This is a genomic window from Streptomyces sindenensis (assembly GCF_014649035.1).
Taxonomy (GTDB): domain Bacteria; phylum Actinomycetota; class Actinomycetes; order Streptomycetales; family Streptomycetaceae; genus Streptomyces; species Streptomyces sindenensis.
Map to the genome: position 1 here is coordinate 82130 of NZ_BMSG01000019.1, position 25451 is coordinate 107580.

At 72.7% G+C, this 25451-nt stretch carries 24 protein-coding genes; 14 read left to right on the forward strand and 10 right to left on the reverse strand.

What is annotated here, in order from left to right; all coding sequences use genetic code 11:
- Window positions 1-126: 126 nt before the first annotated feature.
- The 4 genes from IE145_RS20925 to IE145_RS20940 are packed head-to-tail and all read left to right on the forward strand — an operon-like array spanning window position 127 to window position 4535.
- Window positions 127-867: a class I SAM-dependent methyltransferase gene (locus IE145_RS20925; protein ID WP_189526988.1), complete on the forward strand. Its 741-nt coding sequence runs from the start codon at window positions 127-129 to the stop codon at window positions 865-867.
- Window positions 864-2054, forward strand: a complete 1191-nt coding sequence (locus IE145_RS20930) for a pyridoxal-phosphate dependent enzyme (RefSeq protein ID WP_373296614.1) — start codon at window positions 864-866, stop codon at window positions 2052-2054. Before IE145_RS20925 ends, IE145_RS20930 begins: the two co-directional genes overlap by 4 nt.
- Window positions 2051-3274 (forward strand): ATP-grasp domain-containing protein, encoded by a 1224-nt coding sequence (locus IE145_RS20935; protein WP_189526989.1) that lies wholly within the window; start codon window positions 2051-2053, stop codon window positions 3272-3274. Before IE145_RS20930 ends, IE145_RS20935 begins: the two co-directional genes overlap by 4 nt.
- Before the next feature lie 10 nt (window positions 3275-3284).
- Window positions 3285-4535, forward strand: a complete 1251-nt coding sequence (locus IE145_RS20940; RefSeq protein ID WP_189526990.1) for an MFS transporter — start codon at window positions 3285-3287, stop codon at window positions 4533-4535.
- Between the two features lie 175 nt (window positions 4536-4710).
- Here IE145_RS20940 and IE145_RS20945 read toward each other — a convergent pair whose 3' ends face one another.
- Window positions 4711-5328: a sigma-70 family RNA polymerase sigma factor gene (locus IE145_RS20945; RefSeq protein WP_189526991.1), complete on the reverse strand. Its 618-nt coding sequence runs from the start codon at window positions 5326-5328 to the stop codon at window positions 4711-4713.
- A 373-nt stretch (window positions 5329-5701) separates the two neighbouring features.
- Entirely contained in the window at window positions 5702-6376 is a 675-nt protein-coding gene (locus IE145_RS20950; protein ID WP_189526992.1) for a hypothetical protein, read from the reverse strand.
- Between the two features lie 228 nt (window positions 6377-6604).
- Here IE145_RS20950 and IE145_RS20955 point away from each other — a divergent pair, with 228 nt between their 5' ends.
- From IE145_RS20955 to lnt, 4 genes are all read left to right on the forward strand, one after another.
- On the forward strand, window positions 6605-7618 hold the full coding sequence (locus tag IE145_RS20955) for a ferric reductase-like transmembrane domain-containing protein (RefSeq protein WP_189526993.1): 1014 nt from the start codon (window positions 6605-6607) through the stop codon (window positions 7616-7618).
- Between the two features lie 74 nt (window positions 7619-7692).
- Window positions 7693-8562 carry a universal stress protein gene (locus IE145_RS20960; RefSeq protein ID WP_189526994.1) on the forward strand — a complete coding sequence of 290 codons (870 nt, stop codon included), beginning with the start codon at window positions 7693-7695 and terminating at the stop codon, window positions 8560-8562.
- Window positions 8563-8656: 94 nt separating this feature from the next.
- Entirely contained in the window at window positions 8657-9154 is a 498-nt protein-coding gene (locus IE145_RS20965; RefSeq protein ID WP_189526995.1) for a nuclear transport factor 2 family protein, read from the forward strand.
- A gap of 174 nt (window positions 9155-9328) precedes the next feature.
- The gene (gene lnt / locus IE145_RS20970) at window positions 9329-11110 is read left to right on the forward strand and encodes an apolipoprotein N-acyltransferase (RefSeq protein ID WP_189526996.1); all 1782 of its coding nucleotides are present in this window, start codon (window positions 9329-9331) and stop codon (window positions 11108-11110) included.
- Here the strand turns inward: lnt and IE145_RS20975 are convergent.
- Window positions 11034-11939 (reverse strand): Gfo/Idh/MocA family protein, encoded by a 906-nt coding sequence (locus IE145_RS20975; RefSeq protein ID WP_189526997.1) that lies wholly within the window; start codon window positions 11937-11939, stop codon window positions 11034-11036. The genes lnt and IE145_RS20975 overlap by 77 nt on opposite strands.
- Before the next feature lie 135 nt (window positions 11940-12074).
- On the opposite strand from IE145_RS20975, the gene IE145_RS20980 reads away from it, so the two are divergent.
- The gene (locus IE145_RS20980; RefSeq protein ID WP_189526998.1) at window positions 12075-12596 is read left to right on the forward strand and encodes a DinB family protein; all 522 of its coding nucleotides are present in this window, start codon (window positions 12075-12077) and stop codon (window positions 12594-12596) included.
- A 164-nt stretch (window positions 12597-12760) separates the two neighbouring features.
- A complete protein-coding gene (locus tag IE145_RS20985) occupies window positions 12761-13243 on the forward strand; it encodes a hypothetical protein (protein ID WP_189526999.1) in 483 nt (160 codons plus the stop codon).
- A 38-nt stretch (window positions 13244-13281) separates the two neighbouring features.
- On the opposite strand, the gene IE145_RS20990 is transcribed toward IE145_RS20985, so the two are convergent.
- The 7 genes from IE145_RS20990 to IE145_RS21020 form a co-directional block, all read right to left on the reverse strand.
- Window positions 13282-13761: a hypothetical protein gene (locus IE145_RS20990; protein WP_189527000.1), complete on the reverse strand. Its 480-nt coding sequence runs from the start codon at window positions 13759-13761 to the stop codon at window positions 13282-13284.
- Between the two features lie 114 nt (window positions 13762-13875).
- Window positions 13876-14559 (reverse strand): uracil-DNA glycosylase, encoded by a 684-nt coding sequence (locus IE145_RS20995; protein WP_189527001.1) that lies wholly within the window; start codon window positions 14557-14559, stop codon window positions 13876-13878.
- 104 nt (window positions 14560-14663) lie between these two features.
- Window positions 14664-16244 carry an ABC transporter substrate-binding protein gene (locus IE145_RS21000; protein ID WP_189527002.1) on the reverse strand — a complete coding sequence of 527 codons (1581 nt, stop codon included), beginning with the start codon at window positions 16242-16244 and terminating at the stop codon, window positions 14664-14666.
- 118 nt (window positions 16245-16362) lie between these two features.
- A complete protein-coding gene (locus tag IE145_RS21005; RefSeq protein WP_065489216.1) occupies window positions 16363-17118 on the reverse strand; it encodes an SDR family oxidoreductase in 756 nt (251 codons plus the stop codon).
- Window positions 17119-17138: 20 nt separating this feature from the next.
- Complete coding sequence (fabG, locus tag IE145_RS21010; protein ID WP_006122981.1) at window positions 17139-17900, reverse strand: 3-oxoacyl-ACP reductase FabG; 762 nt, start codon at window positions 17898-17900, stop codon at window positions 17139-17141.
- A gap of 239 nt (window positions 17901-18139) precedes the next feature.
- A complete protein-coding gene (locus IE145_RS21015) occupies window positions 18140-18523 on the reverse strand; it encodes a DUF3037 domain-containing protein (protein WP_189527003.1) in 384 nt (127 codons plus the stop codon).
- The gene (locus tag IE145_RS21020) at window positions 18520-19401 is read right to left on the reverse strand and encodes a HipA family kinase (protein ID WP_189527004.1); all 882 of its coding nucleotides are present in this window, start codon (window positions 19399-19401) and stop codon (window positions 18520-18522) included. Before IE145_RS21020 ends, IE145_RS21015 begins: the two co-directional genes overlap by 4 nt.
- 703 nt (window positions 19402-20104) lie before the next feature.
- On the opposite strand from IE145_RS21020, the gene IE145_RS21025 reads away from it, so the two are divergent.
- The 4 genes from IE145_RS21025 to IE145_RS21040 all read left to right on the forward strand — a co-directional run bounded on the left by IE145_RS21025 (window position 20105) and on the right by IE145_RS21040 (window position 25366).
- Window positions 20105-21874 carry an ATP-binding cassette domain-containing protein gene (locus tag IE145_RS21025; protein WP_229825722.1) on the forward strand — a complete coding sequence of 590 codons (1770 nt, stop codon included), beginning with the start codon at window positions 20105-20107 and terminating at the stop codon, window positions 21872-21874.
- Between the two features lie 369 nt (window positions 21875-22243).
- Window positions 22244-22570: an NUDIX domain-containing protein gene (locus IE145_RS21030; protein ID WP_229825723.1), complete on the forward strand. Its 327-nt coding sequence runs from the start codon at window positions 22244-22246 to the stop codon at window positions 22568-22570.
- A gap of 4 nt (window positions 22571-22574) precedes the next feature.
- Window positions 22575-24059, forward strand: a complete 1485-nt coding sequence (locus IE145_RS21035) for an NUDIX domain-containing protein (protein WP_189527006.1) — start codon at window positions 22575-22577, stop codon at window positions 24057-24059.
- A gap of 110 nt (window positions 24060-24169) precedes the next feature.
- Window positions 24170-25366, forward strand: coding sequence for a M15 family metallopeptidase (locus tag IE145_RS21040; protein ID WP_229825724.1), 1197 nt, complete (start codon window positions 24170-24172; stop codon window positions 25364-25366).
- The last annotated feature ends 85 nt before the right edge of the window (window positions 25367-25451 follow it).

Sequence of the window (25451 nt, forward strand, 5' to 3'; positions counted from 1 at the left end):
GGAGAGACACCGGGTGCGGGTGGCCCTCCCGGTGACGGAAGCGGCGGCCGGGGCGACGGGACGGCCGCCGGGCTGACCGCCGCAGTACACCCACGGGGCCCCGGGCCCGGGAGGAGACCGCGAGGCATGCACTGGTACGAGGACGACGCGCTCTGGTCCGATTTCGCCGCGACGATGTTCCCGCCGGCGCGGGCCGAGACCGCCGCCGCTCTGGTCGCGTCCTCCCCGCTGCTGGACTTCCCGCCGGGCACGAGAGTCCTGGACCTGTGCTGCGGACCCGGCCTCTTCGTGGTGCCGCTGGCGGGCCGCGGGTACGAGGTGACGGGCGTCGACCTGTCCCCGTCGATGCTGGAGAGGGCCCGTACGGCCTGCGACGCGGCGGGCGCCGCGGTCCGGCTGGAGCGCGCCGACATGCTCACGTACCGGGAGCCGGGCGCCTTCGACGTGATCCTGAACGTGTTCACGTCATTCGGCTACTTCGACGAGGCCGAGGACAACCTCCAGGTGCTGCGCAACGCGTACGAGAGCCTCGCGCCGGGCGGGCAGCTCCTGGTGGACGTGATGGGCAAGGAGGTGCTGGCGGGCTGGATCGGGCGGCCGAAGGCGGTCGACCTGCCCGACGGCGCCTACGTCGTCCAGCGTGACACCGTCCTCGACAGCTGGCGGCGGCTGCGCACGGACTGGACCCTGGTGCGCGGCGCGACGGCCCGCACCGCCTCCATCACCTCCTGGCTCTATTCGGCGGCCGAGCTGCACGCCCTCTTCGAGAGCGCGGGCTTCACCGACGTGGAGTGCTTCGGCGGGTTCGACGCGTCCGGCTACGACCAGCGCTCGGACCGGCTCATCGTGCGCGGGCGGCGCACGTGAGGGCGCGGGGGGACGCCGCTCCGCGCACCGCCACCCCGCCCGTGGCGGGGGCGGAGGACCGTCCGCGCACGCCCACCACACCCGCTGCCACCGTGCACGGCCACATCACCGACGCCGTGAAGGCCCCGGACCTGATCCGGCTGACCGACGATGTCGTCCTCGCCCGCTTCGAGACGATGAAGGTGTACGCGGCGCTCGGCGCGGTCCGCTCGCTGCTGCGCCGGGGCCGGGTGGCGCCCGGGCAGACCCTGGTCGACAGCTCCAGCGGCATCTACGCGCTGGCCCTCGCCATGGCCTGCCACCGCTACGGGCTGCGCTGCCACATCGTCGCCTCCACCACCGTGGACGCCACCATGCGGGCCCAGCTGGAGATCCTCGGCGCGACGGTCGACGCGATGCCGCCCTCGCAGAGCCTGCGCCTGGACCAGGAGCTGCGGGTGCGCCATGTGCGCCGGCTGCTGGCCGAGCGGCCCGACTTCCACTGGATGCGGCAGTACCACGACCAGATCCACCACGAGGGCTACCGGGAGTTCGCGGAACTGCTGACCGGGGCGCTGCCGGAAGGCCCCCTGACCGTGGTCGGAGCGGTGGGCACGGGTGCGTCGACCGGCGGGCTGGCGCGGGCGCTGCGGGAGTCGGGGCGGCCGGTGCGGCTGGTGGGCATCCAGCCGTTCGGCAGTGTGACCTTCGGGAGCGAGCGGTTCGAGGACCCGGAGGCGATCATCGCGGGCATCGGCAGCTCGATCCCGTTCGGGAACGTCCGGCACGAGCTCTACGACACGGTCCACTGGCTGGACTTCCGCCATGCGATGGCCGGCACGGTCGGACTGCTGCGGGAGCACGCGGTGTTCGCGGGTCTCTCCACCGGAGCGGCACACCTCACGGCCTCCTGGGAGGCGGCCCGCGATCCCGGGCGGCTGCATCTGGTGCTGGGGGCGGACACCGGACACCGGTACGCGGAGCGGGTGTTCGCCCGGCACGCCGAGGCCCTGGACCCGGCCGGGCTGCGGCCCCGGATCATCGATGCGCCGGACGACCTGCGGCCGCCGTGGTCGGTGCTGGAGTGGGCCGGACGCGCCGCTCCGGAGGCGGCCAGGACCACTGAAGGCGCCAGGACCGCGGGGGGCGATGTCCCCTCCCCGTCCACGTCCCCCGCCCCCGTACCGAGCGTGGAGCTGCTGCCATGACGATCGCCGCACTGGAGTCGCTGTCCTTCGGCCTGGGGCGGATGGCCGAGGCCGCCGCGGAGGCGGGGCACCGGCTGTGCCTGCTGACCGGTGACCGCGCGGTCTACCGGCACGAGTTGGCGGTGCTGCCGCCTGACACACTGGACGTCGTCGACGTCGACACAGGGGACCAGGACGCCGTCCGCCGGGCGCTGGCCGCCGTGCCCGGCCTGGCCGGGCTGATCAACACGACGGACACCTGGAGCCTGCCGGCCGCCGAGCTCGCCCGTGAACTCGGGCTTCCGGGGCCGGATCCGGAGTCCGTGACGCTGCTGCGCGACAAGCGCCGGGTCCGGGAGACGCTCCACGCGCACGGGCTGAGCCGCAGTACGGCCATAGCTGTCCCGCCGGGTCCCGAGGGCGCCGGGGAGGTGCTGCGGGCAGTGGGGCTGCCCGCGGTCCTGAAGGACTCGGCGGGCACCTCGTCCCGCCATGTGTGGATCGCGCACGACGAGGAGGCCCTGCACCGGGCACTGGCGGAGGCGGCCGAACAGCGCCTGACGGGTGCGCTGTTGGCCGAGGCGTTCCTCGCCGGTCCGCTGTACAGCGCGGAGACCCTCAGCTGGGACGGGACCACCCGGCTGCTCGGGGTGCTGAGCCGCCAGGCGTCCCGGGCCGCGGTGGTACGCGAGGAGGCGGCGGCGTTTCCGGTGGCGCTGCCGGAGGCCGAACGGGCCGGGATCGAGGCGTGGGCGGGCCGGGTCCTGGCAGCGGCCGGGCATGAACGGGGCTTCGCCCATGTGGAGTTCATCCTGACGGCCGACGGGCCCGAACTGGTCGAGATCAACCGGAGGATCGGCGGCGCGCTGGTCGGCGAGGTGCTGTGCCGCACGCTGCGGACCAACGTCTACACGGCGATGACGGACGAGGCGCTGGGCCACCGCCCGGCGTTGCTGGACGCCCCGCTCGACGCCGAAGGCCCGGCGTACGGCTTCGTGCTGGTGTACGCGGATCGGCCCGGGGTGCTGAAGGGGTGGATCGGGCTCGACGAACTCGCCGCGTTCCCCGGGTCGGTGGAGTGGTTCCCGGTACGCGAGCCCGGTGAGAGCGTGATGCACGTCGGCGACCAGCGGGGCTGTACGGGCATGGTGCTGGCCGAGGGGCTGACGGCCGAGCTGGCCCAGCACCGGGCGTGGAGCGCGGCCGTCCGGGTCCGCCCGGTCGTGGCCGCTGCGCCGTGATGCCGGAGTGGTGAGGCCGCTGCGCGCGGAGGCGTCCCCCGGTTCCCGCGCACGGCTTCCGTTCACGGGACCCCAACGGGTCCTGCTGGCGGGTTCGTTCCTCATCACGCTCGGCAGCTTCGCCGTACTGCCCTATGTGTCGGTGCTGCTGCACCAGCGGCTGGGCATCGCCCTCGGCACCGTCGGTCTCGTGCTGGCGGTGGCCTCGCTGATCCAGTTCGCCGGGGGTGTCGTCGCGGGTCCGGTGGTGGCGCGGCTCGGGCTGCGGCGCGCGATGCTGCTGGCGCTGGCGCTGCGTACGGCGGGGTTCGCCGCGTTCGTCCCCGGGCTGAGGAGCCCGGTGCTCGCCGTCGGGGCGCTGCTGCTGGTGTCGGCGGGCGCGGCACTGTATCTCCCGGCGAACAAGGCGTACTTGGTGGAGGGCGTGGCCGAGGCGGGCCGCCCTCGGCTGCTGTCGGCGAGCAGCTCGGCGTTCAACGCGGGGATGGCGTTGGGCCCGCCCGCCGCCGCACCCCTCGTCATGGGGTCGCCCGGGGTGCTGTTCTCCTGTGTCACCGGGCTGTTCGCGCTGATCGGGGCCGGGCACGCGCTGCTGCCGCACGTCGGGGCGGACCGGCAGTCGGGCGGTGCCGGATCCGCCGCCGCGGAGGCACGGGACACCGGTGAACGGGCCTCCGGGTTCTCGCCGTTCCTGGTGACCGTACTGAGCGTGTACGCGTTCATGTTCTTCCAGCACTATCTGGCGCTGTACGCGGTGCCCCGGACGTCGGCCGCCTTCTACGGGGCTGTCCTGACGGGGTACGCGGTCCTCCTCGTCGTCGCCCAGCCGCTGCTGGCGGAGCGGATCGGCTCGATGAGCTATCCGGCCGCGCTGCGGTGGGGGTTCGGGGCGATGGCGGCGGGGACGGCCGCGATCGGGGTCGGCGGGCACGCGGGGATCGCGGTGGGCGGGGCGCTGCTGTGTCTCGGGGAGATCGTGCTCTTCCTGAAGAACGACCTGGAGGCGCTGGCCCGTTCGCCCTCCGCCCCGGCGAGCGTCTTCGGACGGCAGCGGCTGGCGGCGGGCATCGGGGCGTTCGCGAGCGGGGTGGTGGGCGGTCAGCTGTACGGAGCGGCGGAGGCGGCGGGCTCGGCGCGGGCGTTCTGGGCGGTGGTCTGCCTCCAGTGCGTGCTGCTGCCGTCGGCGTTGCTGCTCCGCCGGCGTGCCGTCCGGGGCCGTACCGCCCGGGGCCGTGCGGGGCCCCGGGCGGAGGGCGCCTGAACCGGGCCAAGTCCTGTCGTCGGACTGCCGTCGTCGCCCGTAGGGCGGCCGCGCGGCGTCCGGTGCGTGCGATCGCAGGGCGCCGGAGTGGTCGTGCAGCGGAGCTACCAGGGCATTTCGGCAACGCCGCGAGCGTGCGTGCCGGGCGTCGCACGGCAGACGGCAGTGTGACGGCCTAGCCCTCCCGGACGGGCGCGGCCGGGCCGGCGGGTTCCGCGCGCCAGTGGCCGGCGAGTTCGCGGCGGGCGCGCGCCACGCGGGAGCGGATCGTGCCGATGGGGCAGCCGGCGACCGCCGCGGCCTCCTCGTAGGACGCGCCCAGGAGTTGGGTGAGGACGAACGCCCGGCGGCGGTCCGGCTCCAGGCGGCGCAGGGCGTCCAGCACCGCCGCGGACTCCTCGAAGCCGGGCAGATGGCGGGGCTGGGCGCGCTCCGCCGCGGTCTGCCAGTCCGCGGTGTCGGCGGTCCGGGGGCGTACGGCGGCCGCCCGGTGCCGGTCGACGACGACGCGCCGCGCGATCGACATCAGCCAGGTCCGGGCGCAGGACCGCCCCGCGAACCGGGCCAGTCCGCTCATCGCCCGCAGGTAGGTCTCCTGCGCCAGGTCGTCGGCGCCCGGGGCGTCCGAGCTGAGGTAGGCGACGAACCGGCGGACGTCCTCGTAGGTCGCCCGGACGAACCGGTCGGCGGCCTCCCGGTCCCCGCCGCCCGCGGCCAGCGCCCAGTCCGTGATCTGCCCGTCGTTCTGCCGGGCGGCCGGGACCCGGGGGCGGAGCGGCGGGGCGGCGGACACCCGGAGCACCGGGGGCCGGGTGGCGGTCGGCCGGGCGGGCGGTTCGGCGGGCGGTTCGGCGGCCGGTGATGCGGCGGGGGGCCGTGATGCGGCGGGGGCCGGCCGTGCGGCGGCCAGGGGGACCGCGGCGGGTGGCACGGCTGGTTGCGCGGCGGGTCGCACAGCGGTCGGCATTGCGGTAGCGGGAAGTGTCACAGCAGTCCTTCGCGTCCTTGCGGAGCCGCGGCAGCGGTCGCCCGGCTCCGGTGACCGGTTCCGTTCCGGACGCGCCGCCGGGGGCGGGCCCGGGAAACCGGTATGCCTGTCACGGGTGTGCACGAAGGCGCACACCCGTATCGCCTCCGGCGCACAGAGACCGGAGGGCGGATGGAGGTCAGGGGAAGCGGACTGAGGGCGGCGGCCCGCGCCGGGAGAGCGTGTGCAGGGCGAGCAGGTCCTGGGGGCGGCGGCCGGCCCGGCGTCGGGTGCGCCGCCGGACGGGCGGCACCGGGGCGGACGGCGTCGCGGACCACAGGCGCCGGGCCGTCCGCAGCGGGGCGCGGACGAACAGCACCAGGCAGCGGCCCAGCCGGGCGAGGGCGACCTCGCCGCGCCACAGCCACCAGCCGCAGACCAGCCCGGCCAGCGCGTGGGCGACGGCCATGCCGAGGGTGAACACCGTGCCGTCGAAGGCGGCCAGAAGCCCCATCAGGTCCGACGAGCCGCCGATCGGGGCCTCGTGCGCGGAGTGGTCCATCGCACCCGGCGCGTGGTGCCCACCGCCCGCGTGGTGCCGGCCGGCGCCGGCCGGCAGCCAGGATCCGGCACCGGAGAAGAAGGCGTGCAGCCCCAACTGGCCCAGGACATGGGCGGCGACGGTCGCCGGAGCGCTCCGCTCCCGTGCGGCGAGCCACCATCCCGCCCCGCACACCGGCAGCAGCGCCGCGGTCTGGACGAGCAGGGGCAGGGGCGCGCCGGACATCAGCGCGTGGCCGAGCCCGGACACGGCGACGCACACGACCGCGAACAGCGCGGTGCGCCCGAGTCGGAGTGCGGTTCCGGCTCCCATGGCCGCCATGGTGCCAGCCGAACCCGCCCCGGCGAGAAGAGCACCAGATGCCGAAACAACGGGAGTTCGCCTCGTTTGCCCCCTCCACACCATCGCGTGATCCATGTCACACGGCAGGGCCGGGAACTTTCCCCTCCCGGCGCCCGACTGCTCCAACAACGCGTGTGCGTACGCCTCGTGGCCCGGGGTCACCGCATCCGCCCCCACCCCCCGCTCCGAAGAGGCCGCATGACGAATCCGCCCCCCGCCCCCGAACCGGCAGCGGCCGCCGAGACACCCGGAAGCGCCGCACCCGGCGACCGCCAGGTCCCCGGACCCCGGCGGCCGGGAGAGCCGAGACGTCCCACGCTCCGCTCCGACCTCCGGGCCTCGTGGCCCGACGGGCTGGTGGCGCTCGTCCTCACGGCGGCGGTCTTCGTCCTGCTCTACCTGCGCATCCGCGCCAAGACCTCCTCCACGGTCACCGTGATGCCGTTCATGGCCGACGCGGGCGGCTTCTGGATGTACTTCCTCAGCCAGGCGTTCGGCTGGTCCGCCCTGCTCTGGGCCTGGGGCACCGTCATCCTCGGGCTGCTGCTGTCCGGGCCGCGCCCCTCCCGCCTGCCGCTGTCGGGCCCCCGGCTGGAGCGCCTGCACCGCACCACGAGCCTCAACACCATCGCCCTGATCGCGGCCCACGCCCTGCTCTTCGCGGCCGAACTGGTCCGGCACGACACGGCCGCCTGGAACTCCGCCGTCGCCACCGCCTTCGTGGAGGCCTTCGTCCCCGGCGGCTACGACTCCGGGACCGGGCGGATCGCGATCCCCGTCGGCCAGGCGGCGCTCTACCTCGCGATCCCGCTCGGCCTGCTCTTCTACGTACGCCACCGCATCGGCCCCAGGACCTGGCGGGTCCTGCACCGCTGCGTGATCGTCGTGTACGTCCTGAGCGTCTGGCACACCCTGCTGTACGGGACCAACGTCTGGTACGACGGCTGGTTCCGCACCACCGTCTGGCTGCTCCAGCTCCCGGTCGCCGCCCTGCTGCTCCTGCGGCTGCTGCGGCCCGCCCGCCGCTCCGAGAAGCTGCCCGGCAGGCCCGGGGCGAGTACCGGGGCCCGTACGGGGTGGGTGCTGCGGCTGGGCGGCCGGCTCGCGGTGGCGGCGGTCCTGGTGGCCCTGGTCGCCGTCGTGGCCAGTGGCAGGGACGGCGGGCGCGGCGTGCCCCCGGCGGACACCTCCTCCACCCACAACCACGACTGACCCGGATGACACGACCGAGCGGCCGTCCGCCACCGCGTACGGGCGCCGTCGCCCGGCGACGTACGCTCGGAGTCATGACCACCAACGATCTTCCCGTGATCGCCGCAGTCGACGGCTCCACGCACAGCCGGCAGGCGCTGGACTGGGCCACCCGCGAAGCCGTGCGGCGCGGGCTGCCGCTGCTGATCGTCCACGTCCGCCCGCTCACCCGGCAGGTCGACGAGGAGACCGGGCGGCGCGAGGCCGAGGCGCTGTTGGCCGATTCCGTACGCCGGAGCACGCTCATCGCCCCGGAGCTGCGGCCGTCGACCCTGGCCCCGCTGGACTTCCCGTCGGCGGCCCTGGTCTCGCTCGGCCGGGACGCCTCGCTGATCGTGGTCGGATCGCGCGGACTCGGCGGCTTCCGCTCGCTGATGATCGGTTCCAACAGCCTCGCCACCGCGTCGATGGCGAGCTGCCCCGTCGTCGTGGTGCAGGACGACCGCCCCGAGGGGACCGACGACGGGGGCGCGGACGCGGACGCCTTCACCGACATCGTGGCGGGGGTGGCCGCCGACGAGAGCAGTGAGGCGGTTCTGGAGTTCGCCTTCGCCACCGCGGCCTCCCGGCCGGGCGCCCGGCTGCGGATCGTCCACGGCTGGACGATGTTCTCCTCGATGCTCGCGGGCGGCCCCGTCCTGGACCGGCAGGAGGCGGCGGGGTCCGCCGCACGGACGCTCGCCGAGCTGACCTCGGGGTGGCACGAGAAGTACCCGCAGGTGGAGATCGTCCGGGAGCCGGTCAACGGTTCCGCATCGCGCACCCTGGTGACCGCGTCCGCGACGGCGGCCCTGACGGTGATCGGCCGGCGCAAGGGCGGCGAGTCGCTCGGGCTCGGCCTGTCCCCGGTGGCGCAGACGGCGGTCACGCACGCGCTGGGACCGGTCGCCGTCGTCCCGTGCTGAGGCCGGTTCCCCCGGCGTGCGCCGGGGGACCGCCCGCGCACCATGTCGGCGCGGGCCTCTTGGCCCGGCGGGCCGCTTGACCGAGACTTGACCGATGACACAGCGTGTGGCGCTCGCGACCGTGCTGGACCGGCTTGCCATCGATGCGGTGGTCACCGGGTATGCGGTGGCCGTCGATGACGGGGCCTGGGCGGACTACGGGGCCCTGTTCGCCCCGGGCGGCCGTGCGGACTACCGGGGCGCGGGCGGTGTGGAGGGCCCGGCCGCGGAGGTCGCCCGGTGGCTGGAGGAGACGATGCACCTCTTCCCCGTACGCCAGCATCTGATCGTCAACCGCCGGATCGACCTGGAGGACCTGGGCGGCTACCCGGGCGACCGGGCCGAGGTGCGGGCCGACTACCTCAATCCGATGTGCCTGGCGCGGCAGGCGGCGAGCGGGGCGGACGGGAGCCCTTCCGGGCAGTCGGGCACCGCCACGCCCGACTTCGTGACCGGGGGCCGCTACACCTTCGCGCTGGACCGTGCCGAGGCGGGCTGGCTGATCCGCACGGTCACCGCCCACGAGAAGTGGCGCCGGACCCCGGGCCCGTAGAGCCTGTCGCCGGACTGCCACCTTCCTGGCGACGCCCGGACCTGGAGCCGTCCGCCGTGCCCCGCTCGGCGCGTGTCCTGTGTCCGGCGGGGATCACCTCCCCCACACTGGGTATCCAGGGGTCGACGCGGCGGGGGCGATCGCCCGCCCGCGCAGGACCGAGGAGGGCACGGCATGCGAATCCGGGGCGGGCGTCTCCCGGTCGGCCGGAACGCGGCCGACCCCTCCGGAAGCGGCGGCTCCGGCACGCCCGGCGGCAGCGCCTCCGGCGATGGCGCGCCCGGAGGAGGCACGCCCAGTGGCGGCACGCCCGGAAGCGGCGGCTCCGGCGGCGGCACGCCCGGTGCCGGGTCCCCTGCGGGCGGCCCGGACTCCGCCGGTGCCGGGCGGCTCGCGTCCCCCTGGTTCCGGGCCGCCGCGCTTCTGCTCGCCGGGGCGCTGCCCGCGCTCACCTTCCCCGCGCCCGGGCTCTGGTGGTTCGCCTATGGGGCGCTGGTCCCCTGGCTGTTGCTCATCCGCACGGCACGCTCGCCGCGCCGGGCGGCGCTGGACGGGTGGATCGGCGGCATCGGGTTCGTCATCGCCGTGCACCACTGGCTGATGCCGAGCCTCCACGTCTTCATCGTGCTGCTGGCCGCCCTGCTCGGGCTGCTCTGGGCGCCCTGGGGCCTGCTGGTGTCCCGGCTGCTCGGCGGCTCACCCTCCGCCCGGCGGGCCGTGGCCGCCGTGGTCGTCGTTCCCTCCGGATGGCTGCTGATCGAGCTGGTCCGGTCCTGGGAGGGGCTCGGCGGGCCCTGGGGGCTCCTCGGGGCGAGCCAGTGGGAGGTCTCCCCGGCCCTGCGGGTCGCTTCGGTGGGCGGGGTGTGGCTGGTGAGCCTGCTGGTACTGGCGGTGAACACCGGGGTGGCGCTGCTGATCGCCGCTCCCGCCGCCCGTACGGCCGCCGGGGCCGTGCTCCTGGTGTGCGCCCTGTCCGTCACCGCGATGTGGGCCTGGGCGCCCCGGCCCACGCACGCGGGCACGGTCAGGATCGCCGTCGTGCAGCCGGGCGTGGTGGAGGGGCCCGGGAGCGTCGCGCGCCGCCTCGACCGGGGCGAGGAACTGACCCGCTCACTGGCGGGCCGGGGCGTGGACCTCGTGGTGTGGGGCGAGAGCAGCATCGGGGCGGGGGCGTGGGAGGACCCGGAGACCGCGCGGCGGCTGACGGAGCTGTCCCGTCTGGTCGGCGCGGATCTGCTGGTCAATGTGGACGCCCGGCAGACGGACGGCTCGGGGCGGTCGGGGATCTTCAAATCGGCGGTGCTCGTCGGTCCCGACGGGCCGACCGGGGACCGCTACGACAAGATGCGTCTCGTCCCGTTCGGCGAGTACGTCCCGGCCCGCTCCCTGCTGGGGTGGGCGACCTCCGTGGGCAGGGCGGCGGGCGAGGACCGGCTGCGCGGCGACCGCCAGGTGGTGATGACCCTGCCGGACGGGGCGCGGGGGCTGCGGATCGGCCCGCTGGTCTGCTTCGAGACGGCGTTCCCCGACATGAGCCGCAGGCTGGTGCGCGACGGTGCGCAGGTGCTCGTCGCGCAGTCCGCCACCTCGACGTTCCAGGACAGCTGGGCCCCGGCCCAGCACGCGTCGCTGGGGGCCCTGCGGGCCGCCGAGAACGGCCGCCCGGTGGTCCACGCCACGCTCACCGGCATCAGTGCGGCGTACGGACCCCGTGGCGAGCGGGTGGGTCACCCGCTCGCCACGGACGCGAGCGCGGCGGAGGTCTTCGAGCTGCCGCTGGCCCGCGGGCAGACGCTCTACGGCCGGTTCGGCGACTGGCCGCTGTACGGGGCGTTCGCCGCGCTCGCCGCGCTGTGTGCCGCCGAGGGGCTGCGGGCGCTCAGGCGGCCTGTGCCAGGGCCTCCCGGACCACCCGCTCGCACAGCTCATGGGTCGCCAGGGCGTCCCGGGCGCTGAGCGTCTCACCCCGGCGTACGGCGTCGAGGAAGGCGTGCACGCAGGCCTCGATGCCGCGCTGCCGGGCCACCGGGACCCAGTCGCCGCGCCGCCGCACCGAGGGCTGGCCCTTGTGGTCGACGATGTCCGCGAGGTTGAGGACCTGGCGCTTGGTGTCCTGGCCGGAGACTTCGAGGATCTCCTCGGTCGAGCCGTTCAGCCGGTTCATCATGCCGATCGCGGTGAATCCGTCGCCGCACAGCTGGAGGACCACATGGTGCATCAGGCCGTCCACGATCCGGGCCCGCACGGTGGTGTGGTCCACCGGGCGCGGGGCCAGAAAGCGCAGGGTGTCGACGACGTGGATGAAGTCGTCAAGGATCATCGTCCGGGGGTCCTCGGGCAGGCCGACGCGGTTCTTCTGCATGAGGATCAGCTCGCGCGGGTGCTCCGCGCACTGCGCGTAACCGGGGGCGAAACGGCGGTTGAAGCCGACGGCGAGGCTGACACCGCGTTCCTCCGCGAGGTTCACCAGCCGCTCGGACTCGGCGTACTCGTAGGCGATCGGCTTGTCGACATAGGTGGCGACGCCGGCGTCGAGGAGGCGCTCCACGATCTGCGGGTGCACGGCCGTGGGGGCATGGACGAACGCCGCGTCCAGCCCGGCGTCGAGCAGCGAGTCGAGGGTCTCGTGACGGCCCTCGGCCGGTACGCGGTGGGCGTCGCCGACCGCGTGGAGGGTGGCGGGGGTACGGGTCTGCAGGTGCGGTTCGACACCCGGTACGGCGGTGAGCACCGGCAGGTACGCCTTCTGCGCGATGTCGCCGAGTCCGATGCAACCGATCTTCACGAGGGTCTCCCTGTCGCCGTGCCGGGCCGCTGTGCGCGGCTGTTCGCGCCCCGGCAGCATACGTCGCCGCCGCCTGGCGCCCTGCTGCCGGTCCGTTCGCATAACCCCTGGCCAGGCCCATGATCATCGGTCACCATGACCCTCATGACTTCTGCCGAGCGCGCCGAACCCGCCATCGACTCCGCCGAACGCCCCATGCTGGAGGGCTGGCTGGACTACCACCGCGAGACGCTGATCGCGAAGTGCGCGGGCCTCACGGACGCGCAGTTGCGCGAGGCGTCCGTGCCGCCCTCCGCGTTGACCCTGCTCGGCCTCGTACAGCATCTCGCCGAGGTGGAGCGCTACTGGTTCCGCGCGATCCTGGCGGGCGAGGAACTCCCGGACCTCTACTCCACCGAGGAGGACCCGGACGCGGACTTCACGGTGTCGGAGACCACCACCTGGGCCGAGACGGAGGCCGTCTGGCGGGCGGAGACGGCGGCGGCGCGCGAGAGCGCCGCCGCGTTCGGCCTGGACGACTTCTCCAAGGGCCTCGGTTCGTCGGGCAAGCCGTTCAATCTGCGCTGGATATACACGCACATGATCGAGGAGTACGCCCGCCACAACGGCCACGCCGACCTGGTGCGCGAGCGCGTGGACGGCGCCACCGGGGTCTGACCGCCCGGAGCCGCCGACGCGCCCGGCGAGCGCTGCCGGGCGCCGCCGGGCGCCGGTGGCCCGGGTGGGCGCGGGGCGGGGCGCCGTGCTGACCGGGTCACTCGTGCGGGCCATTCCCTGCCCACCGGGCCCCCGGCGCGGGTCCGCGCAGCAGAGTTGGCCGGGTGCAGAGAACCAGAATCACCGCGAAACTCCTGGTGGGGTTAGCGGTCACCGCCGTCTCCGGATGCGTCTCGGTGGCGCCCGGGACCGTTCCTTCCGCTCCTCACCCCGGCCCGGGGGCCACCGGGCCGGCGCAGGACGTGGCTCCGCAGATCGTGCAGCCTCCCGGCCGTGAGGGGCTGGAGGCCGTGCCGGATCCGAGCAGGCCGCCTCCTGACCGGCCGTCCTCCCCCGCGCCCCCGGCCGCCGACTCCGCGGCGGCCCCGGGCGGCAGACCGGCGGGGGCCGCCCGACCGCCCGAGCGCGCGGATCCGCCGCAGCGGCGGGCGCCCGGCCGGACCCCGGGGATCCCGTCCGTCACCGTGCCCGCCGTGCCCCGCGTTCCCGACGGCGGTGCGGACGTCTGTGCGCTCGGCCGGGGGTACGGCGGCTGGCCCGCCGGCAGCCCGCAGGCCCGCATCTGCTCGGAGACCTACGGCCGCTGACGCTCCTGACCCCCGGGGCCCCGCCGGGTCCCCGGGGGTCACTGCTCCCGGGGGCCCAGGCGGAGCTCCAGTCGGTCGATGGCCGCGCGGACCCCGTCTCCGTACCCGTCGTCCGGCAGCGATTCGGCGGCGACGCGGGCCCGCTGGAGGTGGATGCGGGCGGAGTCGGGGCGCTGGAGCTTGAGGTAGTCCGCCGCGAGGTTGAGGTGCAGCGAGGGGTAGAACGCCCGGACGGCCGGCAGGTCCGGGCGCTCCGCCGACCGCCCACCGCCCGCCCCCTCGGCGGCCGTCAGGGCCCGCAGGTCCCAGGCCAGCTCGTCGCCGGGGTCGTCCTGGGTGTCGGCCATGTAGTGCGCGAGGGTGCAGCGGTGCAGGGCGTCGCCGTCCGCTCCGAGCTCCGACCAGAGCGCACCGAAGCGGTTGCGGGCCTCCTCCCGGTCACCTCCGTGGAGCAGCATGATCGCCTGGCCGATCCTGGTCATGACGGCGTCCTCGGACGTCTCCTGCTGCTCCACCACTGCTGTCTCCTCGTCGCCCGTCCAACCGGTCGCCCCTGTCCGTCCGACGCTAGCGGCAGGCCTGCGCAGAACCGGTCAGACACGGGCGCGGCGGGTGCCCCGCCGGGGAACCCGTCAGCCGAGGTCGGGGATCCGCCAGTCGATCGGCTGGTGCCCCTGGGCGGCCACGGCCTCGTTGATCTGCGTGAAGGGGCGGGAGCCGAAGAACTTCTTGGCGGACAGCGGCGAGGGGTGCGCGCCCTTCACCACGATGTGGCGCTCCTCGTCGATCAGGGGCAGCTTCTTCTGCGCGTAGTTGCCCCAGAGCACGAAGACCGCCGGGTCGGGCCGGTCGGCGACGGCGCGGATCACGGCATCGGTGATCTTCTCCCAGCCCTTGTTCTTGTGGGAGTTGGCCTCGCCGCCCCGGACGGTGAGCACGGCGTTGAGAAGGAGCACGCCCTGCTCGGCCCAGGGCATGAGATAGCCGTTGTCCGGGATGGGCAGGCCCAGCTCCTGCTGCATCTCCTTGTAGATGTTGCGCAGGGACGGCGGCGTCTTCACGCCGGGCCGCACGGAGAAGCAGAGCCCGTGCCCCTGGCCCTCGCCGTGATACGGGTCCTGGCCGAGGACGAGGACCTTCACCTGGTCGTAAGGCGTGGCCTCCAGCGCGGCGAAGACCTGCTCGCGGGGCGGATACACGGGCCCCTTGGCCCGCTCCTCCTCGACGAAGTCCGCCAGCTCCTTGACGTACGGCTTCTGCAGTTCTTCGCCGAGGACGCCGCGCCAGGACTCGGGCAGCAGGTCGATATCGGTCACGTCCACAACCTCCGGTGAGCAACAGGTTCTTGATCCCAGAACCTACCGGTCACCACTGACAACGGGCCCCCGAGGAGGCCCGTCGTCCCTTCACCGCCGGTCTGCTACCAGCTGGCCTTGCGGTACAGCTCCCACAGCTGCATGACGGTCTGCGGGTCGAGCGCCCGCTCGCCGCCGCCGATGTCCTCGCCCGCGGCGATGTACAGCTTGCCCTGCCACAGCGGCAGCAGGCGGACGTCATTGACGAGGATCTCCTGGGCCCGCTCGAACTGCTTGCTGACCGCGCCCCGGTCGCTCTCCTGCCGTGAAGCGGGGATCAGCTGCTGGGTGATCTCCTTGTTGATGTACGGGCTGCCGGTGACGGGCTCCTGGCCCACGAACGGGGCGACGAAGTTGTCGGGGTCCGGGAAGTCGGGGAACCAGCCGCGGCCGAAGACCGGGTACTTGCCCTTGTTGAAGCCTTCCTGGAACTTCTGCCAGGGCTCGCCCCGCAGCGTGATCTTGAACAGTCCGGAGGCCTCCAGCTGCCGCTTGAGCTCCTGGAACTCGGGCTCCGTGGCGGAGCCGTAGCGGTCGGTGGTGTACCAGAAGGTCATCTTCACCGGTTCGGTGATACCGGCCTCGGAGAGGATGTTCTTCGCCTTGCTCACGTCCGGGTCGCCGAAGGTGTCGAAGAAGCTCGTGGTGTGTCCGGCGATGCCCTTGGGGATCATGGAGTAGAGGGGCTCGGCGGTGCCCCGGTAGACCTTGGCGACCAGCGCGTCGCGGTCCACGACGTGGGCGATGGCCTTGCGGACGGCGGGGTTCGCGGCGGCCGGGTCCCTCGGGTTGAAGACCAGGAAGCGGATGTCCGCGCCCGTGCTCTCGACGATCTGGAGGCCGGCGTTGTCGTCCTTGTTGTCCTCCAGGCTGACGACCTCCTCGGCGGTCAGACCGCGGTAGGTGGCGTCGATCTCGTCGGCCTTGAGCGCGCTCACCATGTCCGCGGACTTCTCGAAGTAGCGGATGGTGACCGCGTCGTTCTTCCGCTTGGCGAAGCCTTTGTAGTCCGGGTTCTTCTTCAGCTCGGCGGTCTTCCGGCCCTCGTAGGACTCCAGGAGGTACGGGCCGGAGCCGGTGACCTTGCCGTCGTCGCGGATCTTGTCCTTGCGGTAGTCGCCGGGGGCGACGAGCGACATGGCGGGCGTGGCCAGGATGAACGGGAACGTGGCGTCGGACTTGTTCAGGTGGAAGACGACCGTGTCCTCGCCCTTGGTCTCGACCCGGTCCAGCGAGCCGAGCATCCCGGCCGGCCCGCCCTTGAAGTGGATGTCCACGATGCGGTCGATGGAGTACTTCACGGCCTCGGCGTCGAGCTTCTCGCCGTTGGAGAACTTCAGGTTCTTCTTGAGCGTGCACCGGTACGCCATGCTCGTGGCGTCGGTGAACTTGCAGGATTCCGCCGCGTCCGGCTCCGGGCTCGTGCTGCCGGTGGGGAAGCTCACCAGGGTCTGGTAAACGTTCCGCATCAATTCCCAGGACCCGTCCCAGGCCGCCGCCGGATCGAGCGTGGACGGGGAGCTGGTCGTCCCGACGGTTATCTTCTGGTCCACTTCCGATCCGCTGTCGGAAAGGAGACCGCAGCCGGCCAGCAGAGAAAGGGAAGCTAGGGCTGCAGCAGCCTGCAGACTGGCCCGGTAGAACACGTGCACGCTCCTCGATCAGCCATGGGTCGGCAGACCATACCGCAGCGCCCCGCCAGGTCAATCCGCTGGCCCGGCGGGGCACTTGACTCAATCAGGGCCAAACCGGGCCAGGCTACTCTCAGCCAACGCCCGCGTTGAGGAAAATTCCTCCGTCGACCACGAGGGTCTGTCCGGTGATCCAGTCGGACTGCGCGGAGGTCAGGAAGGCCGCCGCGCCTCCGATGTCCTCGGGCACACCGAGCCGGCCCAGCGGATAGGCGGCGGCCGCCTCCGCTTCGCGGCCCTCGTAGAGCGCCTCGGCGAACTTCGTCTTGACCACGGCCGGGGCGATCGCGTTGACCCGGACGACCGGGGCGAACTCGTGCGCCAGCTGGGCGGTCAGGTTGATCATGGCCGCCTTCGACATGCCGTACGCGCCGATGAACGGCGAGGGGGCGACGCCGGCGACGGAGGCGATGTTGACGATCGCCCCGCCGTTCTCCTTCTGCCAGGCCTTCCAGGTCTGCTGGGCGAAGCCGAGCGCCGAGATCACATTGGTCTCGTAGACCTTGCGGGCCACATTGAGGTCGAGCTCGGCCATCGGGCCGAAGACCGGGTTGGTCCCCGCGTTGTTCACCAGGTAGTCGACCCGGCCGAACGCCTCCATGGTCCGCTCGACCGCCGCCGCCTGGTGGGCCTCGTCGTGCGCCTTGCCGGGGATCGCGATGACCCGGTCGGCGCCGAGCCGCTCCACGGCCTCCTTGAGGGCGTCCTCGCCCCGCCCGGTGATGGCGACCCGGTCCCCGCGGGCGACGAGCGCCTCGGCGATCCCGTAGCCGATGCCCCGGCTGGCGCCCGTGACGAGGGCGACCTTTCCGCTGTCCTGCACCGTCATGTTGTCCGCTGCCCTTCGGATCAGTTGAGGGGTCCGCCGGCCACGTACATGACCTGGCCGGAGACGAAGCCCGCGTCGTCGCCCGCGAAGAAGGCGATGGCGTTGGCGACGTCCTCGGGACGGCCGACGCGCTGGACGGGGATCTGGGTGGCGGCCGCCGCCTGGAACTCCTCGAAGCCCATGCCGACACGCTCGGCGGTCTGCGCGGTCATCTCGGTGACGATGAAGCCGGGCGCGACGGCGTTGGCGGTGACGCCGAACTTGCCGAGTTCCTTGGCGAGCGTCTTGGTGAGGCCCTGGAGGCCCGCCTTGACCGCGGAGTAGTTGGCCTGGCCCCGGTTGCCGAGGGCAGAGGAGGAGGAGAGCGAGACGATCCGGCCGAACTTGGCCTCGACCATGTGGGCCTGGACGGCCTTGGCCATCAGGAACGCGCCCTTGAGGTGCACGTTCATCACAATGTCCCAGTCGGACTCGCTCATCTTGAACAGCAGGTTGTCGCGGAGCACGCCGGCGTTGTTCACGAGGATCGTCGGCGCGCCCAGCTCGGCGGCGACCCGCGCGACGGCGGCCTCCACCTGACCGGCGTCCGACACGTCGCAGCCGACGGCCAGCGCGGTGCCCCCGGCGGCGGTGATCTTCTCGACCGTGTCCTTGCAGGCCGCCTCGTCGAGATCGAGTACGGCGACGGCGCGGCCTTCGGCCGCGAGGCGTACGGCGGTGGCGGCGCCGATGCCCCGCGCCGCTCCCGTCACGATGGCGACGCGCTGCTCGGTGGTGGACATGCTTGGTTCTCCTCGCCCTTGGATAGCGGCCCAGCGGACATCGGGGCGCTTCCCTGCCAGTCCCTGACACTCCCTGGCAGCAAGACCCTCGATTGCTGAGCAACCGCTTAGTACCTTCAGCAGACGTGACGCTAGAAGCCCTGGCACCCGGTGTCAACGGCGCACGCCCCGGCGGGCCGTACGTCACACCGGGCGGGAGCGTCCGCCGCTGTGCCGTCGTGGTCCCACCGGGGCGCGGATCAGCGCACGAGGAGGTCGAGCAGCCGTTCCACCTCACCGGCCGGGTCGGTGGTCAGCCCGCTGTGCACGGCCCCGGGCTGGACGACCGTGGAGCGCGGGGCGATGAGCCAGCGGAACCGCCGCCCGGCGTCGTCGCCCGCCGCCTGACCGGCCTCCGCACCGCCGCCGCAGACCCCTTCGACGGCGCGCAGGGCGGCCCGCACCCCGGCGACGTCGGCGTCCGGGTCCAGCGCCTTCAGCTTCGCCTCGTCGAGGTACGTCCGGGCGGCCACGAACGAGTGGGCCCGGCAGTAGACGAGCACACCGGCGTTGAAGCACTCCCCCCGCTCGACCCGGGGCACGACGCGCAGGAGCGCGTACTCGAAGACATCGCGCCGCGTCATCGGCCGCCCTCCTCGCCGGTACGGGCGGCCACAGCGGCGCGGTCGTCGTCCGCGGCCCGCTTCCGCCGGGGTGGCAGCCGGTCGGTGAGCCAGCCCGGGGCCTGGGAGGGCCGGGTGGCGGTGGGCGCGTCCAGCGTGATCCGCTCGTGGATGGTCGCGGCCCGCGCGAGCAGCGGGGCGACATAGGCCCGGCGCACCTCGTCGGCGGAGCCGAAGCCGGGCTCGTCGGCCAGCCAGACGTCCGGTACGTCGGCGGCGACCTCGGTGAGCAGTTCCTCGGTGACCAGCGGGGCGAGCTCGGCGGCCGCGGCCGCGATGTCGGGCCCGAAGGGGGCCAGGACGTGGTCCGAGGCGTTGTACGGCTTGGCGGCGGATGCCTGTGCGCCCGGCCAGTTGTGGTGCCAGATCATGGTCGCGCCGTGGTCGATGAGCCAGAGGTCGCCGTGCCAGACGAGCAGGTTGGGGTTGCGCCAGGAGCGGTCCACGTTGTTGATCAGCGCGTCGAACCAGACGATACGCCCGGCCTCGGCCGCCCCGACCTCGTAGGCGAGCGGATCGAACCCGAACGAGCCCGGCAGATAGTCCATGCCGAGATTCAGGCCGCCGCTCGCCCTGAGCAGCTCCTGCACCTCCTGGTCCGGCTCGGCCAGACCGATGACCGGATCCAGCTCGATGGTCACCAGCTCCGGCACCCGCAGCCCGAGCCGGCGGCCCAGCTCGCCGCAGATGACCTCGGCGACAAGCGTCTTGCGGCCCTGTCCGGCCCCGGTGAACTTCATGACGTACGTGCCGAGGTCGTCGGCCTCGACGATCCCGGGGAGCGAGCCACCCTCCCGCAAGGGCGTGACATAGCGGGTCGCTACGACTTCTTCCAGCATTTTCCCAGGCTACCTATCTCTTCAGCCTTGCAATCCGCGGAAGGCTTCTCCGGAGCGTAGAGGCAGGGATCACGACTCACCAGCACTGGGGAGAATCCGGGGAGTTTCGGCCGGCAAGCCGATCCCCGCGCTCCCCGGGCAGACCGTCGATGGTGCCGCGCCCCTTGCTGCCGGCCTCCGGCATGAAGTGAGCATAGTAACCGAGGGTGATCGCAGGCGAGGGATGTCCGAGCCACCGAGCCAGGGTCACGACGGCCTCTCCGGCTTCCCACATCGATCGAGGCGCAGGTGTGCCGAAGCACGACGGCCGGCCTCGTGCGGCAGGGTGCGCGCCCGACCGCTCCTGCCGAGGTCTCGGCACGGCGGCGAGTGCTCCTCCGACCAAGGTCGCTATGACCGACAGCATTTCGGCCATCCGGGATTCATCCCGCATCCGTGCGGGGCACGGGTCGGTGCATCGCGCACTCGCCATGCCTCCCGCGGCTATGCGGAATCCAGCTCGTCTCAAACACGTGCGTTCGACATTTCCGTGCTGTCGTTGAACTCCCGACAGCGTCCAACCGACGATGCAGGGGGACCAGCAGCCGTGGCCGATGCTCACAAAAGTCAGACGTTCACCCCTCCTCCCCCACCGCCACCGGCGGAGATCACCTACAGCGGCCAGTACTCCGTGAACCCGCTCGCCACGGCGTCGTTCCGACGGATGTGCGCGCAGATCCCGGCCGTGCTGGGGAGGATCGCCCGGCTCTCGTGGCGGACCGACCGCGGGGCCGTACGGCTCCTGATCGGGTGCCAGGTGCTGACCGGCCTCTCGGCGGCGGTCCTGCTGACCGCGACCGCCCGGGCCATGGGCCCCATTCTCGGTCCCGAACCCTTCGCCGACGGGCTGCGCACAGCTCTGCCGGCGCTCCTCGTGGTGGCGTTGGCAGCCGCCCTGGGCCGTACCGCGAGCGCGGTGGCCACCTACGCGGAACGGCGGATCACTCCCCTGCTCACCTCGCAGATGGACGTCGCACTGGTCGAGGCGGTCTGCAGGGTCGAGGCCGCGGCGTACGCGCGGGACGGATTCTCCGACCGGCAGGAGGCGGCGGAGATGGGAGTGACCCGCACCCACGTCATGGTCACCGACGCCCAGCGCTTCATGTCCGCGCTGATCCGCATGGTCACCGCCGCCGGCGTCCTGTCGGTGCTGCACGTGATGCTGCTGCCCTTGCTCCTGCTCGCCGTTCTCCCCGCGGGCATCGGCGCCCTGCTGAACGCCCGGGTCGACTACGAGATCCACTACGCCAACATCAGCGACCGCAACGTACGGGGCATGATGCGCTGGTGGGCGACCACGTCACGGTACGGCGACGAAGTCCGCGCCAACTCGATGACCGACTACCTCGTCCACTGGTACCGGGCCCTGTCCGAGCGGTGCGACCGACGGACCCTGGCCGCCGCCCCGCGGACCCTGCGCATCGCCCTGCTCTGCTCACTGGCCGGCGGTGTCTTCCTCCTCGCGACCTGGGGCGCCCTCGCGTGGCTCACGGCCCTCGGCCGGATCGAGCCCGCCATCACTGCCACGGCCTTCATCGCCGTTCAGACCACGCTCGCCGCCCTCTCCAACCTCGTGATCAACGGGGCCGCCGTCTTCCACACCAGCCTCTACCTGGGCGACATGCAGAACTTCCTCGACGACGCCGCCGCCCGCGCGCCGAAGCGGGGCCACCGCCAACTCGCCGCCCCGGTCGACGAGATCAAGCTCGACGAGGTCGTCTACCAGTACCCCGAGAAGGACAAGCCGGCCGTCGACGGCGTCTCCCTCACCCTCAAGCGCGGCCAGATCCTCGCGATCGTCGGAGCGAACGGCTCGGGCAAATCCACCCTGACCCGGCTGCTCACCGGGATCTACCTCCCCGACAAGGGCGTCGTGACATGGAACGGCACCGACCTCGCCGATGCCGATCCCCGTGCCGTCTGGCAGCGCACCGGCCTGGTGCCGCAGATCTTCGCCCAGTGGCCGCTGCGGGTCCGCGAGAACGTCACCCTCGGCCAGCCCCGCGCCCACGACGACGGCCCGGTGTGGGAGGCCATCGACGCGGTCGGGCTGCGCGAAGCCATCGACGACCTCCCCTCGGGCCTCGACACCCTCCTCGCCCGGGACATCTTCGGCGGCTCGGAACTCTCCGGCGGGCAGTGGCAGCGCGTTGCCGCCTCCAGAGCCCTCTATCGCAAGCCCGAACTGCTGATCCTGGACGAGCCGACCTCGCAGATGGACCCGCGAGGTGAGCATCAGATCTTCGAGCAGATCAAGGCCGTCGCCGCCGACCGCATCACCATCGTGGTCACCCACCGCCTGGAGAACACCAAGGTCGCCGACCACATCGTCGTGATGGAGCACGGCCGGATCACCGAACAGGGCCGGTACGAAGACCTCGTCCACGGCGGCGGGACGTTTGCGGAGCTTCTGGAACTCTCTCAGGACCGCTGATCGCCTCGCCCCTCGCGTCGTACGGCGGGAGGAGCCCACACCAAGGAGGATCCGTGCTGCCCCTCGCCGCCTCCGACGACGGCCGCACCACCCGTCACCGGCGCCGGCCCGCGGTACGCCGACGTGGTCGCACCGGAGCACGGAGCCAGGGGTGGGCTCCAGTTCCGCCGGCCCTGGTGGGAGCTGCGACGCCGGAATCGCCTCATGACTGGTGCCCGCCCCTCGCCGTGCATCTCCCGGCGAACCCTCCGAAAGGCAGTGCCCGTGGCCTCTCCGACCGGTGGCTGCTTCCCGGCGGGGTCGTGGAACTCGGCGAACACCCGCACGACGCCTGTCGACGCGAGATCGCTTCCTCGGGGCGCCCTGCCGATGCTGCCTGGCGGCACCGTGGAGAAGACGGACGTCACACCGGAGGCCACCCTCCACCGCGAAGCCGCCGAGGAAGCCCGACTCCCCCTGACCGAAGTCCGCCCCTTCGCACGCATGCTCGCCCCCCCCTGCCCAGGCAGCCGCCCTGCGGGAATGGGGCCCGCCCGGAGAGCGGCAGGCCCAGCTCGCCGCGGAGACGGCGCGCGAGCGTTGGGGCCTTCCCGCCGCTCGTGCCGCCGCCATCGAGGAGATCCCCACGGAGGGGGTGCGGCTCAGCTGATCAAACACCCGCCCCGTCTCATCCCGCTTCATGCACCTCTGAGGTAACCCCATGCCGCTGTCGCACGACCACATCCGCACCACCGTCGAGACCTACCTCACGCGCCACCCTCACGAGCGTGAGCGGCTCGGCGCCTTCCTGGACGCCCTCGGACGTCCCACCGACATCGCCAGCCGCTCCACCTTCACCGGGCACGTCACCTGCGGCGCGATCGTCGTCGATTCGCTCGGCCGCGTCCTGCACGTGCTGCACCTGGCCAGCGGCAAGGTCCTCCCGCCGGGTGGACACAGCGAGCCCGCTGATGAGTCCCTGCGAGCAACGGCCCTGCGGGAACTGCACGAGGAGACAGGGATTCCGCCCCAGGCCGTCACGCCGTGGCCCGGCTACGAGACGGTGCCGCTCGACATCGACATCCACGACATCGACGCCCGCCCGGGCAAAGGCGAACCGGGCCACCAGCACTTCGACCTCCGGTTCCTCTTCCGCCTGCGTGCCGAGACCGCACCGCCGGTCGTGCTGCAGGAGGAAGAGGTCGGCGGCATCGAGTGGCGGACCGTGGACAAGGTGGTCTCCCCCTCCCTGCGCGAGAAGCTGCTCAAGGTCCCGCTGACCGTCGGACAAGAAGCGGCCAACGCCTCCGTTCTGCTCTACAACGACCGCGGCGAGTACCTGCTCCACCTGCGCGACTCCTTCCCCGGCCTGATCCGGGAGCCGGGCATGTGGTCCCTGCTGGGCGGCGGACGAGAACCCCAGGACCCCACCCTGAAACACACCGCGCGGCGTGAACTGGCCGAGGAAGCCGGCCTCGACATCGCCGACCTGACCCCGTTCGGCACCGAGTACGCCTCCGACGACGCCGGCGGAACCGTGCCCATCGCCATCTATGCCGGCCGCTGGAACGGCGATCCCGGCGAACTCCGTTTGACGGAAGGGGTGATGCTCGCCTGGTTCGCCCCGGAGGACCTCCACCGCCTCCGTATCACCGATACCACCAGCGACCTGGTGCGACGGCACTCCGCCAGCCGCCCGGCCAGCACCACGTCCCGGAGCGGGCTCCCACCGGAGAAGGAGGAATGTCCAGCTCCACCGCACGGCACGGTCCTCAACGTGATCGGCGTCCATCTCTACCTGGAAAGGCCCGATGGAGCCGTGCTGCTCGGGCTGCGCCACCCCGGCTCCACGTTCGCGCCGTCCACCTGGCACGTCCTCGCCGGCCACTGCGAGCAGGAGAACGCCATCACCTGCCTGATCAGAGAGGCACGGGAAGAAGCCGGCCTCCACATCGAGCGCCAGGACGTCGAACTCGTCCACGTCGTCCACCACATCGACAAGGCCGGGGACCGGCCCCGCATGGGTCTGTTCTTCCGCGCCCGCGCCTGGAGCGGCGAGCCGGAGCTGCGCGAGCCGGAGAAGTGCACCCAGTGGGCGTTCTGGGACCCGAACGCGCTCCCCGACGACCTCGTCCCCTACACCAGGGTGGCCATCGGGAAGATCCGGAACGGGGAGCCGTACAGCGAGACGGGCTGGCCCGCATGACCGGTACACCGGACCGCGCACACCGTCACACATCCACTACGGCTGCGGTCGGCCGTCCGGACACTCGCCTCGTGGTGATCCGCGGCAACTCTGCGTCAGGCAAGTCCAGCGTGGCCCAGGGCCTGCGAGATCACCACGGCCGCGGGATCGCGATCGTGAGCCAGGACGTGATCCGCCGGAACGTGCTCAGGGAACACGACACCGCTCGCGGTGCCAACATCGCCCTGCTGGGCAGCATCGCTCGCGAAGCCTTGAACGCCGGCTTTCACGTGGTGCTCGAAGGGATTCTGTACGCCGACCGCTACAGCCACATGATCACGTCGCTGGTTCGGGACCACCGCGGCGTCTCGGCCTGCTACTACCTCGACGTACCGCTGGAGGTGACGCTGGCCCGGCACGCCTCGAAGGCGGACGCCGCGTACCTGGAACAGGTCACGGACGCCCACCTCACCTCCTGGTACCGGGAGCTCGACTTGTTGCCGGGTGGGCTGGAGACCGTGATCCGGGCCGACAGCACCCTGCGGGAGTCCGTCGCCCGGATCGTGCGCGACACCGATCCGTTTGCTGCCGCCCCTGCCAGGCAGGCCCGGCGCAGGCCGTCACAGGGAGACGCGATGAACCCGGTACTGATGTCCGATCCGCGCGTAGCGGCGATTCCGGTGCGCGAGTGCGGGGAGCCGCTCGTCGACGTGCGTGATCACGGCTTCCGCGTCGATCCCCGCGAGCAGGATCCGCTGGGCGCGTACGCCCACGTCCGCGAGGGCGTCCTGGCACGGCTGCAGCACGCCCGTTCGCTCCTGCCCGCAGGCACCGATCTGCTCTTCATCGAGGGCTACCGGCCGCTGGCTCTCCAGGAGCGCTACTTCACCGCGTACCGGGACGAGCCGGCCGTCGCTCACCCGGACTGGGAGGCTGAGCAACTGCACCACGCCGCCGGCCGGTTCGTGTCGCCGCCGGAGATCGCGCCCCACTCCGCGGGCGCGGCCGTGGACGTGACCCTCGTCGACCAGGACGGCCACGAACTCGACCTCGGCACCCGCGTCAACGCCTCCCCCGAGGAGAGCGACGGGGCCTGCTTCACGCACGCCCCGAACCTCGGCGACCAGGCGCGCTACCACCGCACCCTCCTGCTCAACGCCATGGACGGCGCGGGCTTTACGAACTACGGGACCGAGTTCTGGCACTTCTCGGCAGCAGACCGGTACGACGCTCTGATGCGGCGGGAGCCATACGCGCGCTACGGACCGATCGAACTGCCCCAGCTGTGCTGTCCCGGGACGTTGGTGACACGCGTGCTGGATTCTTGATACGGGTGGGGGCGTCCGGCTCGGCGGCGAGACGAGAAGTGCCCCGCCCCGCCGGGACGGGACGGAACCCCTCCCCCATAAGCGC